This is a genomic window from Schaalia cardiffensis F0333, assembly GCF_005886435.1.
Lineage (GTDB): Bacteria > Actinomycetota > Actinomycetes > Actinomycetales > Actinomycetaceae > Pauljensenia > Pauljensenia cardiffensis.
Genome location: NZ_CP040505.1, coordinates 1,462,431 through 1,475,435 on the forward strand (window position 1 = coordinate 1,462,431; position 13,005 = coordinate 1,475,435).

Annotated in this window: 11 protein-coding genes and 1 pseudogene; 6 read left to right on the forward strand and 6 right to left on the reverse strand. The window is 58.6% G+C overall.

The window, feature by feature from the left end; genetic code table 11:
• Positions 1 to 11: 11 nt before the first annotated feature.
• Together FFA61_RS06100 and FFA61_RS06105 are read right to left on the reverse strand one after the other, a co-directional pair.
• Positions 12 to 434, reverse strand: a complete 423-nt coding sequence (locus FFA61_RS06100) for a hypothetical protein (RefSeq protein ID WP_005964677.1) — start codon at positions 432 to 434, stop codon at positions 12 to 14.
• The gene (locus tag FFA61_RS06105) at positions 431 to 1,033 is read right to left on the reverse strand and encodes a SatD family protein (protein ID WP_005964679.1); all 603 of its coding nucleotides are present in this window, start codon (positions 1,031 to 1,033) and stop codon (positions 431 to 433) included. The genes FFA61_RS06100 and FFA61_RS06105 overlap by 4 nt, the downstream gene beginning before the upstream one ends.
• A 500-nt stretch (positions 1,034 to 1,533) precedes the next feature.
• Here FFA61_RS06105 and FFA61_RS06110 point away from each other — a divergent pair, with 500 nt between their 5' ends.
• Together FFA61_RS06110 and FFA61_RS06115 are read left to right on the forward strand one after the other, a co-directional pair.
• Positions 1,534 to 2,196: a DUF6318 family protein gene (locus tag FFA61_RS06110; protein WP_005964682.1), complete on the forward strand. Its 663-nt coding sequence runs from the start codon at positions 1,534 to 1,536 to the stop codon at positions 2,194 to 2,196.
• 208 nt (positions 2,197 to 2,404) lie between these two features.
• Entirely contained in the window at positions 2,405 to 3,049 is a 645-nt protein-coding gene (locus FFA61_RS06115) for a hypothetical protein (RefSeq protein WP_138588765.1), read from the forward strand.
• A 52-nt stretch (positions 3,050 to 3,101) separates the two neighbouring features.
• Here FFA61_RS06115 and FFA61_RS06120 read toward each other — a convergent pair whose 3' ends face one another.
• Positions 3,102 to 4,676: a sialidase family protein gene (locus tag FFA61_RS06120; protein ID WP_005964685.1), complete on the reverse strand. Its 1,575-nt coding sequence runs from the start codon at positions 4,674 to 4,676 to the stop codon at positions 3,102 to 3,104.
• A 520-nt stretch (positions 4,677 to 5,196) separates the two neighbouring features.
• On the opposite strand from FFA61_RS06120, the gene FFA61_RS06125 reads away from it, so the two are divergent.
• The gene (locus FFA61_RS06125; RefSeq protein ID WP_005964687.1) at positions 5,197 to 5,664 is read left to right on the forward strand and encodes a rhodanese-like domain-containing protein; all 468 of its coding nucleotides are present in this window, start codon (positions 5,197 to 5,199) and stop codon (positions 5,662 to 5,664) included.
• A gap of 586 nt (positions 5,665 to 6,250) precedes the next feature.
• On the opposite strand, the gene FFA61_RS06130 is transcribed toward FFA61_RS06125, so the two are convergent.
• Positions 6,251 to 7,351 (reverse strand): sulfite exporter TauE/SafE family protein, encoded by a 1,101-nt coding sequence (locus tag FFA61_RS06130; protein ID WP_005964693.1) that lies wholly within the window; start codon positions 7,349 to 7,351, stop codon positions 6,251 to 6,253.
• Positions 7,352 to 7,642: 291 nt separating this feature from the next.
• Between FFA61_RS06130 and FFA61_RS06135 the strand changes: the two genes are divergently transcribed.
• The 3 genes from FFA61_RS06135 (at position 7,643) to FFA61_RS06145 (ending at position 11,646) form a co-directional block, all read left to right on the forward strand.
• On the forward strand, positions 7,643 to 9,748 hold the full coding sequence (locus tag FFA61_RS06135) for an HNH endonuclease signature motif containing protein (RefSeq protein ID WP_005964696.1): 2,106 nt from the start codon (positions 7,643 to 7,645) through the stop codon (positions 9,746 to 9,748).
• A gap of 388 nt (positions 9,749 to 10,136) precedes the next feature.
• Positions 10,137 to 10,787, forward strand: a complete 651-nt coding sequence (locus FFA61_RS06140) for a DUF6318 family protein (protein ID WP_005964699.1) — start codon at positions 10,137 to 10,139, stop codon at positions 10,785 to 10,787.
• Between the two features lie 214 nt (positions 10,788 to 11,001).
• The gene (locus FFA61_RS06145; protein ID WP_138588767.1) at positions 11,002 to 11,646 is read left to right on the forward strand and encodes a hypothetical protein; all 645 of its coding nucleotides are present in this window, start codon (positions 11,002 to 11,004) and stop codon (positions 11,644 to 11,646) included.
• A gap of 387 nt (positions 11,647 to 12,033) precedes the next feature.
• Here FFA61_RS06145 and FFA61_RS06150 read toward each other — a convergent pair.
• Together FFA61_RS06150 and FFA61_RS06155 are read right to left on the reverse strand one after the other, a co-directional pair.
• Positions 12,034 to 12,317: pseudogene (locus FFA61_RS06150) on the reverse strand (ISL3 family transposase); the annotation flags it as partial.
• A 178-nt stretch (positions 12,318 to 12,495) separates the two neighbouring features.
• A complete protein-coding gene (locus tag FFA61_RS06155; protein ID WP_005964709.1) occupies positions 12,496 to 12,993 on the reverse strand; it encodes a hypothetical protein in 498 nt (165 codons plus the stop codon).
• Positions 12,994 to 13,005: the final 12 nt, after the last annotated feature.

Below are 13,005 nucleotides of genomic sequence, written 5' to 3' on the forward strand. Positions count from 1 at the left end.
ACCGGCACTTTTCACAGCCAGAAGTCAAGGGCCCACACTCCGAAAAGCGCGACCCACACTGCGGAAAGCATCGAGGTGAGGGTGCCAATGAGGAAGCGCTCGGCGAAGGCCGGATCGTCACGCAGTTCCGCGAAACGTCCGAGACCCTTGACTGCGACGACGACAGCGATGAGTTCAACATGCCCAGCGACGACACAGGTCGCGACCGCGGCACGTTCAAGCAGACCGACGAGCGTTCCACCACGAGGCACCTCAGCCTTCGGTTCGGGCGTTTCAAGGATAAGCTCGTCCTCGCCCTCTTTTGTCTTCACCGTCGCCTCGGGAAGCTTCGCACCCCTCAAGACGAGGACGGTGAGCGCCCATCCGATGAGGACGGCGGCGAGGACGATCGCGGCGTCGGCGAGCGCAAGAAGAATCGATGGCGACTCGTTCATCCATTTTCCTTCGGATCACACTGCGACAACAGCCTACGGAGCAGACCGTAGCAGGCGCGTTGTTCACGACGCGCGGACTGCGCGTAGACCTGGGAAACAGCGGAGGGACTGACGCCGAGATATTCCGCCGCCTCACTCATCGTTTCCCGAGCTTCGACAGCCTCGACGATCTCCCACTGGCGACGAGTGCGGGAAGCGGAGAGCGCTTCCATGAGGTGAATGAGCGCTTCCCCCTCAGAGGCGGGCTCTTCGACGCGTGAGCGCAGCGCAATCGAATGGCGCGAATTCTTCACGCTTTCGAGTGCTTCCCGAGCGAGGACGAAGGCATCACCCCGGCCTGAGCGAGAATCGGGAGCGTCCTTAGCGAAGAAGAGCTCCCCCGCTCCGGCGCCGATCCCACACCTCCATCTGCCTGATCGGAGGAGCTTGTCAATGATCGCTACGACTCCTTCTGGATCGGTGACGACCCCCTGAACTTCGTCGCCGGCCGTTCGGACGAAGGGACTGGCGACCGGAATCGGCTCGAGTTGAGCGAGGAGGAGCGGAACACGATCCTCGTCCGCCCGAGAGCGGCGTTGGTCAATCGTCAGAACGAACACCTGTTTCTCCTTCTCTCAGGGGCGACACGCCCTGAATTAAGGATAGCAGCTAAATCATAGCCGATTAAGGTTCTACACTTAATTAATTGCTCTGAAGCGCCGTAGCTAATCTCCTGCGCGTTCTCGAAACCCCTTTTGACAAGGATCGCCCGCATTGCCCATCTCTTCCCCACTGTGGGAAACCCCAGTTCCCACCATGCGTGCGCCTTGCCCCTGAAGTGGAAGCTCTTGACAACCAAGCTCGCTCTTCGCGGCATTCTTCGAGAAGTCGAGGTACTGCCGAGCTGATCGGGTTGACGGAGCGGGGTGGACTCGTTGGCATTCGTGTCGAGGACAGCGGACGGTGATCATCTTGTTTCTTTGTTCCTTCGGGGTTTCTCGTGAATCTGGAGCCTACTCAGCGCTCCTACACGAGATTCCACGTTTTCGTTTCTGTCCACTCTGTCCACAGCTTGCGGCAAGTGGTGGAGTTTCTCTGGTGCCTGCTTTAGCGTGTAAAGATGACACGCTCATTCCACGCTGCCCGGCTGCTTGCGCTCGTCTTGGTGTTCTCCGGCCTTGCGATGCTCTCTGGCTGCTCGCTAGTCTCACCCAGCGGTGCTCAGTCGGGGTCTGCCGCACAGTCCGCCGAGATCGTGATGTCGGGCGACTACATCCTCAACGAGGACGGCACCCTCAGGAAACCTCATGTCACTCCCTCAGTGCCAACAATGAGTGAGCTTGCCTTCCAGTTCAACGAGACCGGAGCCGAGCAGGCAGCCAGGCACTTCATCGACCTCATCAACTACTCGTGGGCGAGCGGCGACACCACAGCCCTCGACGAATTCTCAGAAGAACGATGCACCTACTGCCAATCACTCAGCGACAGTGTCACTAGCCTGTACGAAACAGGCGGCTGGCTCCACGGACTGAAATACACCGTCAGCCAAGTCGAAGGCAACTATCCCGTCAATACAAATTCCCCAGAAACAGCGCAACTCACCGATTGCTACGTCATGTCCCTTCTCATGCACAGAAGCAAGGCCGACAGATACAGACCTCCAACCCTCGAGCACGTTCCGTCGAGGACAGGACGCCTCCTTTTAATCGTCCATTGGGACGGAAGCGAATGGAAGATGAGCGAAGTAGAAGGGGAAGACATTGAAACCGCACAATCTGAATAAGAGACGTCAATTCCTAGCTTCACTTACTATTCCCCCTCTACTTTGCCTATCATCAAGCCCCGCATTTGCGGAAGATGGGATTGATTTCACAAGAACAACTTCAAATAACACTATCTATGTTGGAGGGACTTACAGGTTTTCCACTACCCCTGTTCAAGCGGCTCCTGTTCCTGATTCTGTCCCTGTTGTTCAGGGTCCTGTTTTCAGTGTGGGTGATGGCATTGAGGTGGATGTTTCTTCGGCGGATGAGTGGAATCGGGCTCTTGAAGAGTGCCTCGCCCACGCCGCAAACGGGCCGATCCTTCTTCAACAATGCCGAATCATCCTCGGACTCGAACACCCCCAAACAAGCGAAACCCCAGACTCTGACCCCACCACGAACACTGCGCCCAGCGTTGAATCCCTCTCACCCCGCCAGATCATCAACTACGCCCACGCCCAACACACCATCAACGGCGCAGGACTTGCCTGGCAACCCAAAACAAACGCCCTCGTCGGACTACCCACCCTCGTCCACGTCACCTCACCCACACAAAACGCCACACTCAGCCTCTTTGGCCAATCAATCACCATCGCTTTGGAAGCCTCACACTTCTCCTACGACTTTGGCGATGGCTCCCCCACCCTAGAAACCACCGACCCTTCCGCTCCGTATCCTGTTCAGACCCTCAACCACGTCTACACCCAAACTTCACCCGGGCGCATCATCACCCTGACAACAACGTGGAATGCGACCATCACCTACCCTTCTGGGCGCAGCGCCTACCTCGCCAACGCCCTCACCAGTACGGAGACCTCCACCCCCATCACAATTCTGCGAGCGAAAATCAGCCTCGTCCCCTCCGACAAATAACCACACCACACGACCAGACACATACCCACACGACAAGCAGTGGGAAGCGCGCTTACTTCTGGAGGAAGGAAACACTTTCACCAGTGATCACCGGCGGCTTCGCGAAAGCACCAGGCACCCCGCGAGGCTGAAGCGACGCCTTCTCCATGGAGAAGGCGAAGACCTTAGCGCCGCAACAAACACCCGAGCGAGCTAAAGCATTGGCTTCGGAAGAGACACTGACCTCAGGCGGTGTATGAGCGGGTACATACCTCGGGTTCACATCTCCACCCCTAGACCCCTCATTTCCGCTCTGCACACCCGCACCTCCATCCCAGGTGCCTACACCCCGCACACCCACATTTCCGCTCTGCGCACCCACGCTCTGCCTACCCTCACCACCGCCCAACGCACCCTCAGCGCCGCCCTGCACGCCCTCGTTTCTGATCTCTGCACCGACACCTCCATCCCGAGCATCCTCGTCTCCGCCTCGCACGCCTTCACCGCTGAGCCACGCATCCTCGTCTCCGCGCTGCGCGTCCTCGTCTTCAGAACTGCCCGTCCCGGCCTCGATTCCCAACTCTTCCGCCTCGATTCGGGCAAAGAGAATCCGCTGGTAATCGTCAGTCTCCCAGGCGAGTGCGAGCGACCCATCGGCCAGCGCAATCAGATCCGAATACGCTGCGGCACCCGGGTCGACGAGGATCGCCTCACTCCATGTCACTCCCCCGTCACCTGAAATCCGCAAACTGAGCCTGGTTCGCTCGCTCGGATGATCCGGCAGGCTCACGACCAGCAGATTCCCAAGACGGGCGATACCGCCATTGCACGAAGGGTCGACCAGGGCGGGGGCCGCCACTGCCTCAGTGAAGGTGCGGCCTGCATCTGTGGACCGCGCGAGGCGCGCCAACGGGCGTGCGCGGGCAAGCATGAGAAGCGTCCTGCTGCCCGTACCTTCGCCAAGCTGAGCTCCCGTGGAGGAAACTCCCGAACTTTCAGCACCGAGCCCAGTGTTGCCGACCTCGATCACCTTGTTCTCATCGCAATCCGGGCCGACGAGCTCACCCAGAACCCAGGTCTCGCCGTGGTCTCGTGAAGCAGCGATACAGGCGTAGCTCTCCTCGTCGACCCGACACACGAAGGGCTGATACAGAGTCCCATCTGCTCCGATAGCGCCATTACCCGAGGAAGTGAACATGCCTCCGACATTCTCAGGGCGGAGTTCAGAAAGGTCACGATGGGTCCACGTCTCGCCCTCGTCATCGGAATAGGAGAGCCATAGCTCAAGGCCGGGGCCGCCCACCTTCGCGGAGAAGAAGGACTCGCCGTGAGAACCGACGTGCCAGCAGAAGACCCGGCCCGTGAGCGGGTCCGTCAGGAGGGAGGCGTCACCCACTCCGAAGCCCTCAGAATGAGAATGCAGGGCACGAGGCTCGCTCCAGGTGTGTCCAAGGTCGTCGGAGACCCGCAGGGCGATGTCGAATTCCGCTGGAAGATCTCGCCAATCGGAGCGGACATCGAAGGCCGCGATGATGCGACCCGATTTCGTCTGGGTGAGTGCGGGAATCCTATAGAGGGGCGAAGGGAAGGCTGAGCCGGGGAAAGGTGTTCCGGCTTCAGCGAGGACTCGAACCTTCAGTGATGTCACAGTTATCCTCCATGACGAGGGCGAATCGACTCCACCTTAGGCGGGCGCCCGGTTTCCTCTCTCATTTTCACACGCATAGACTGCAGTGCGCACGGGCTGAGGTGTGTGCGAGCTGAAGAGCGCACGAGTTGCTGTGCACATGAGCTCGGCCCGATGGTCTGCGATGAGCTCACCTACGATCTTCGCCCATTACCGCTAGCGCGGGCTCGGCTTTTAGGGCGCGGGCTCGAAGGGCACGAATCCGCACCACGTGGAGTCGAAAAACCTAAACCTAGAGCCCTCGCTGCGCAGCCCGCACTGGTTGAGCGCCACACTGTTTTATCGGTCCCGCGCTGTGTGATCTCATTCACACGATCTGCCCTGCGTGGGCCCGCACTACACGACATGCGCTGTGGGATCCCGCTCGCGCAAGCCCGTCAAGTGTGGCGCTTGAGCAGCAAACGTGTGAACAGGACACTCTTGGCGAACTCTGGCACACTGACGGTCAAGACAGCACGAACCCGTCAAAGATCGGAGACTCATGACCGCTCGCCGCCCCTCCCTCGTCTTCTTCGCCACCCTCGGCGCTCTCGCCCTCGTTCCTGCTCTCAGCGCATGTTCGAGCACCCCGAGTGAGTCTGGGTCGACAGCTTCCTCCGCTTCCGCATCCGTTTCTTCCGATTCCGCTTCTTCCGGGTCTTCCAGTTCTTCAGGGTCTTCCGGGCAGGCGAATACCGCGATCGGCACGCTCATCGACGTGCGCACCCCCGAAGAGTTCGCTGACGGCCACCTCAAGGGAGCAACGAACATCGATTTCAACGGCCCCGACTTCGCCGAGAAGATCAGTGAACTCGACAAAGACGGCGAGTACACGCTCTACTGCCGTTCGGGCCGACGCTCCGGGTTGGCGCTCGAGGCGATGAAGGCTGCCGGATTCACGAAGGTGACGAACGCCGGGGGTGTAGAACAGGCTTCGAAGACTCTCGGGCTTGACATTGTGAAAGACTGAGCCAAGCTCGGGAAAGGCCTCCGCTGGGCATACCGTAAGGACTCCGTGGGGAGCGTGAGGATTCCCTGAGGAGATCGAAAACCCCGCAGGGCATGCCGTGAGGGCTCCGCTTGACATGCCCTAAGGACTCCACGGGAGATATCGTAAGGATTCCGCGGGAAGGTCGGCGCGTGCTCGGCGAACTCCTCTCCAAGAAACTCCTTCGCGACAAACGTGGGGATGTCTCACTGTCCGGGTCTCAACACTTCGCAGCGGGCGCTCCTCGCAGCGAGCATGGGAATACCACTCTCCCTTCGGCAAGTTCACGTCGAGTGAGTCTGCCCTTCACGCAGTTTCCCGCCCACCTTGGAGGCCCCTTCGACACTAATTCGGCACTGAGACGCACTCTCGTCAAGGAATCTCGCCTTCAGCTCGGAGGCTCATCGCAGGACTTCTTCTCACGCAGTCTCCCGCCCCCTGGAGGCTCCTTCGACGCGTTGCCCCACCCTCGCCTCGTCCTCGTTCATTTCACGCGGGCCAAGAGCGCTGTCGTTGTCCTTTCTCTGAACGCTTCTCCCTTCTGAGCCTTCTCTCTTAGCGGTTTTCTTCACTCCCCTTTTGTGGCGGGTTTCTTCCGAGCCTTCATGAGGGTCTGCACGCCGACAAACACCAGGAAACAGGAGAAGAGGAGTTCACCGAGCGTGGGAGCGATCTGAGCTGCGGCGAAAGTGCCAACGGGTGCAGCGAGCGCCGCGATTGCGCCGAGGACCAGCCCCAATTTCAGATCCACGAGTCCATGCCGCGCATTCGTAATCGTCCCCGAGATCGCGGTCGGAATAATGACAAGCAGCGATGTTCCCCGCGCGAGCAAATCTCCCGCTCCGACAAGAATCTCCATACCGGGAACGATGACGCTCCCGCCTCCCACTCCGACCAGGCCGGACAGTATTCCCGAAAAGAGGCCGACGATGAGCAAAACAATGCCCTTGTACCAGTCGAGCTCGAAAACTGAATCACGGATGGGGACATGGAAGCGCTGCGAGATGACGACGAAAGCAACGAATCCCACGAATATCCACGGGAGGATGCGCTCGGGCAGTCGATGCAGAAGAAGGACACCGATCTGTGCTCCCACGAGCGCCCCAGCAATGAGGATCAGCATCGCGATGAGAGAAACATTCCCGCTCATCGCATAGGACACCGCCCCCGCCGCAGCAGTGGGGATGATCGCAACCAGCGAGGTCGCCGCCGCCCTCTTCTGGTCCATCCCGAGGATCAGCGTCAGTGCAGGGACGATGAGGACTCCGCCCCCTACGCCGAATAGCCCGGAGAGGAACCCGGCGCTAAGTCCTGTGACGAGGACGAGGATGCTTCTTCCAACAGTGAACGAGGGCGCAGGTCTTCCGATAGCGAACGAGGACGCTGGGCGCGGCTTGGCTAAGGGGGTGCTGTGTGAGAACGTGCTTTTGTCTGAGGGAGTGCTGAACTCTGGCGGGGCGCAGAGCTCTCCTGGGGCGTCGAGATGCACCGGCGCGCCGGGGTGTACAGGCGTGTCGAAGTGCACAGGCGCGTCGAGGTGTACAAGGGCATCGAGCTCAGGCTGAGCGTTGCACTCAGGCGCGATGCTTTGTTCAAGCTCAGCACTCTGCTCAGAGTCGACGTTTTGCTCAAAACCTCTGCTTCGATCTGCAGATCTCTGCTCGTCCATGCTCTTGATTCTAAGGAGGCGTCGAGAGGGCGAATTCGACTATCCGAAACTCGTTCGACGCCCCCAAGTCTCATCGGATAGGTCGAGTCCCCTTCGGGTGGGTCACGTCCCTAGAAAGGCCCCCAAACACGGGAAGCCACAGTCGGCGAATTATCCACAATCTCGCGGGCCCGATTTTCTGTTTCCACAATTGACCCTCAGAAAGTAACGACTTGGAAACAGATATTCCGACCTGGGCTTTTACCCCCTTCACCTATCGAACATATGTTCGATTCTTGTTAGAATAGGAACATGTCAGAAGGAACGCGCATCCACTCACTGGGCCAGTCGGTTCAGCATATTCGCGCGTCCATTTCTGAAATCCTCCAAAACAACGGCACAGCAGATCTCGACGACAACCTCCTCGTCGACCTCACTCGCATCATTGAGTCCTTGGGCTCCGTCGTAGATGCAGCTCGCTGCGCAACAGCATCCGAGTTGAAGGCGCGCTGCCAAGCAACGAACCTGGATGGGCGTTTGGATCTCCGGCTGGGTGCACGCTCGCCGCACGACCTGCTGACTCGACTGACAGGAGCCTCTTCAGCGTCGATTTCACGACGCTTCAAGGCAGGAATCGACATGTTCGCGCCAAAGTCTCTCAGCGGCGAACCCCTCCCCGGCACGTGCCCCCTCGTCCGAGCAGCCCGCGAAGCCGGAGTGATCGGTCAAGACACCGCAGATGCGATCCTCACATCCATGACTCCTCTGGCGCGCGGCCACGTCCTCGCCGATGTTGCGGAACGCGCGATTTTGGCATCAGCATTGGGAATCACTCCGCCCTCAGCGGACGAAGTTCCAGACCTTAGTGTCGAGGAACTTCACAACCTCGCTGACCACGACCCTCTATTGGAACGTCAGATTCTTCCCGCTGACACGGTCCGGCAGGTCGCTGCGTTGTGGGCGCAAGCGCTTGACCCTGACGGGACGCTGCCGAAGGAAGTTGACGCAAAGAGCAAACGCACTTTCACCCTCACTCCAACGAAAGATGGTCTCGTCAAGGTCAACGGCTACCTCCTGCCCGAGGTCGGAGCCCAACTCCGTACACTCCTCGACGCCGTGACGAACCCGCGCGTGAGCGACACTGCCTTCTTGGACTCTTCATCCTCAATAGGTGGAGACATTGAGAGTTCCGAGGGACTGATGGAGTTCACAGGAAGTGACTCGACAGTCGTTCACTCAACAGAAGCCGAGGCCGACTCCGGCTCGAACAGCGACGAAAACAGACATGCTTCCTCCGATGATTCTTCAGGTATGACGGACTCCTCCACTCCCTTAGATGTCTCAGGACTAGATGTCTCAGGGACGGACCAGCACCCGAACGCACGACGAAGCGGCCCACAGATCTTGCATGACGCCTTCGCTTCATTACTGTTCAAAGCCGCCACTCTCCCCTCGATGCCGCTTTTGGGCGGCGCCCCACCGACCCTCGTCGTCACAATGAACGAGGAAGACCTCGAGAATCCGCGAGGGACCGCCACTTTGAACAATGCTCCAGCAGGCAAATGGCAGCACGCGGCTGCGACAATCCCCTCGAATGTTGCGTTGAGTCTTTCCTGCGACGCAGTGATCGAAAGAGTTCACAGTAACTCCACAGGCAAAATCCTCTCACTCGACACATCTGCGAGGGTCTTCACTCCTCAACAACGTCGTGCGATCGCCGCACGAGATGGCGGCTGCATTATTCCCGGTTGCACCGTTGGTCCGACCTGGTGCGAAGTTCACCATGTTCACGAGCACGCCGCCGGCGGCCCAACGCACACCGACAACGGGGTGCTGCTCTGCTGGTACCACCATCGATTCCTCGACACTCTGACCTGGCAGATCCGGATGAACGACGGCGTTCCCGAGGTCAAGGCACCCCCATTCCTCGGGAAAACGAATAAGTGGATCCCAGCTCAGTCGTCGCGAACCCGACAACTCAGCCGCGCACGGCGACTCCTCGCTTCTCATGAAAAGGCTCTCCTCCAAGAACGCGCAGCATTGAAGACGAAGGCGATTCCAAAGACGGCGAAACTTCAGACAGATGTGGCGGGTTCCCAAAAGAAAAGCAGGTCACAGTCAATATCGCCCCCTCACTTGGATGCCAGCCCTGAAACCCCCTCAACGTTCAGAGCAGAACTGCGTCCAGCACCCAGACCCGAGGGTGCAAAGGGCGGTATGACGTATCCCCGTGCCAAAGGTGGCATTGCAACAGCGGATGGGTTCATTGCGAGAGGAGCACACCCATCCGAAGAGACTCATCTTCTCGAACTTCCAAGCACGACTATGCCCGAATGGGCGCGCCACTTCAGTCGCAGAGAGCTTGCCTCTCTCCCCCGCAGAGGCCCATTCGAAGTTATCTGCCCGAAAGCGGTATAGCGCCCCAAGGAAGGTGCGGTTCCTTGATCCGCTATGACTTTTCAACACATGTGGATAACTCTGTTATTTCAAGTTTCCAGGTGAGGACAGAGGGACTCAAGGCCTAGGCAGGCTAAAGGGTATTCCGACATCTGCCACAAGACTGATCCTCGGATCTCGAAGGGAGGCGCGCTTCCGCAAGTCATCGTCACCCCATCGGGCAAGGTGCTGACCCGCGCAGCGTGTGCACTCGCGTGCCTACACCGCGACTACACCATCAGATTGGAGGAGCGAGTAGCCACAGGGCCAAGGCAACTGCGTTAGAGTTCGAGTTTTCGTTTCTGTCCAATCTGTCCACAGCTTGTGGCAAGTGGTGGAGTTTCTCTGGTGGCTGCTTTAGCGTGTAAAAATGACACGCTCATTCCACGCTGCCCGGCTGCTTGCCTTCGCCTTGGTGTTCTCTGGCCTCGTAATGCTTTCCGGGTGTTCAGTGTTTTCGCCTAGTGGTGCTCAGTCGGGGTCTGCCGCACAGTCCGCCGAAGTCGTAATGTCGGGCGACTACATCCTCAACGAGGACGGCACCCTCAGGAAACCTCATGTCACTCCCTCAGTGCCGACGATGGACAAGGCGGCCTTGCAGTTCAACGAAATCGGAGCAGCTCAAGCCGCATACCAGTTCGTTGAACTCGTCGAATACGCGTGGACCACGGGGGACACACAACCACTAAGCGACTTTTCCGAAGAGCGCTGCACCTTCTGTCAGTCAACCATCGAGCAGATACAGACTCTCTACGAGCAAGGCGGATGGGTGAACGGAATGAGACTCACCGTCACAGAGAAGACACTCAACGCTCCCATTGACGAGACCACTCCTAAGGGAAGTGAATACGCAGACTCATATGCCGTCTCTCAGGTCGTCGAGACCAGCGAATTCGACTTCTTTGCTTCCGGACGCCTCAACCACAATCCTGCAGCTCGGAACACGATGGAGCTCTTCATTCATTGGATCGGCTCCGATTGGAAAGTGGCCGCAGGAAGAATCCTGGATGAATCTGAGTGACGCAATGAGCAGAATCCCCAAGCCCCAGCATCTCGCGATAGTCGTGAGCCTCGCATGGATTGTTTTCTCACCTTCAATGACATCTGCAAATGACGGAATTACTCTCAATGTATGGGGACAAGGCGATGTAATCTCCGCCGAGGGAAACGTTCGACACTATCAAGCGTCTCCTGTACCCGATTCCACCCCCGCTGCGCAGGGTCCTGTTTTCAGTGTGGGTGATGGCATTGAGGTGGATGTTTCTTCGGCGGATGAGTGGAATCGGGCTCTTGAAGAGTGCCTCGCCCACGCCGCAAACGGGCCGATCCTTCTTCAACAATGCCGAATCATCCTCGGACTCGAACACCCCCAAACAAGCGAAACCCCAGACTCTGACCCCACCACGAACACTGCGCCCAGCGTTGAATCCCTCTCACCCCGCCAGATCATCAACTACGCCCACGCCCAACACACCATCAACGGCGCAGGACTTGCCTGGCAACCCAAAACAAACGCCCTCGTCGGACTACCCACCCTCGTCCACGTCACCTCACCCACACAAAACGCCACACTCAGCCTCTTTGGCCAATCAATCACCATCGCTTTGGAAGCCTCACACTTCTCCTACGACTTTGGCGATGGCTCCCCCACCCTAGAAACCACCGACCCTTCCGCTCCGTATCCTGTTCAGACCCTCAACCACGTCTACACCCAAACTTCACCCGGGCGCATCATCACCCTGACAACAACATGGAATGCGACCATCACCTACCCTTCTGGGCGCAGCGCCTACCTCGCCAACGCCCTCACCAGTACGGAGACCTCCACCCCCATCACAATCCTTAGAGCCACAATCAGCCTCGTCCCCTCCGACAAATAACCACACCACACGACCAGACACATACCCACACAACAAACAGCCTGGAAGCACGCTCACCGCATCGCATTTTCAAGGCCTCTCTCGCGTCGGCGAGTACTCAGCAGCCACGACACAAACTTTTCGCACTGCTGAACCGACGAAACAATCCGGCCGAACTGGCTGACATTGCACGTCGAACACCGCCACCGTTGCGCGCCGAAAGTTGAACGTGCATACCGAGTCATTACTCGCCCCATACACAGGGCACTTCGGGGTATTCACACCCCACACGCTCACCCAGCCAACTTCAACACCGACTTGCGGGCAGCATAAAGCCGAAAAGTCCGGGGGCAAACCAACACGTTTGGGGATGCGGACACTTTTTGGAGTCTTCTCTTATGTGTCCTTGTTCTGTCGCCACACATGCTCACACCCTGCACAGCGGTACCTGCTCAGTCGGACCAGTAGCGTGGTGGGGCGCCACCCGAAGAGTTCATGAGCCAGCCGTCGGATCACAGTGTCACGAGCTGCCCCTGACTCCCACACCGGCGCCAGCAATCATCGGGCTCGACCAACCGACACTCCCACACCGTACGCTCAGACTCGATGAGTTGGCCGGTGACCTCCAGACCAAGGTCGCTCTTGCCGGTGAAGGTGGTCAGATCAAGAGCCCTGAAGGCAGTGTTGGACACGTCGAGGTCTTCCAGATGGACAGTGTGACAACTCCCATCATCAAAAGACCTCGACCATCAACCGGGCACAACGCGCCGCCCCCAGGTAACACCGCCGCTACACCCTCAAATGGGAAGAGCCCCTTATGGTGACAGATCGCCCTGCCTTTGTTGAAAGTGCGGGGGCGACCTGTCAGTTTTACTTGGATTGACGGAAGCGAGGCTCGCGGACTTGAGCTCTGTCTGTGCGGATATGCTCTGTTTCTTCGAGTTTGAATACGGCGTTGAGCCACCACACTGCGCGAACGCCTTCGATGAAGACAAGGGCCAGTAAGGTGATGCCGATTTGTCCTGCCCAGAATGTCGCTTCCGTTAATCCGGTGAGCGCTGAAGCTGCGACGCAGGCAATAAGGGTAATGAGGATAATGCAAACCCACGACCGGGCGACGCCTCTGCCATGGCGGCTGATGAGCTTCTTAATGGAGGGGTTGGAAGATTGGTAGAGGATCGTACAAACAAACGTTGCCGCGGCCATGACCAGACCGGCAGTTGTTGAGAGTGCAGACAGGAATGCCTGCAGACCGGTCGGGGTGAAAATGTCGCCTTCGATGGAAAAATAAAGGAAGGCGAAGAGGGAACCCGCGAGCACGAGGTCAACGGCGGGATGCTGCACCCAAATGTTGCGTACTGTCCTCATGAGGCCACTCCT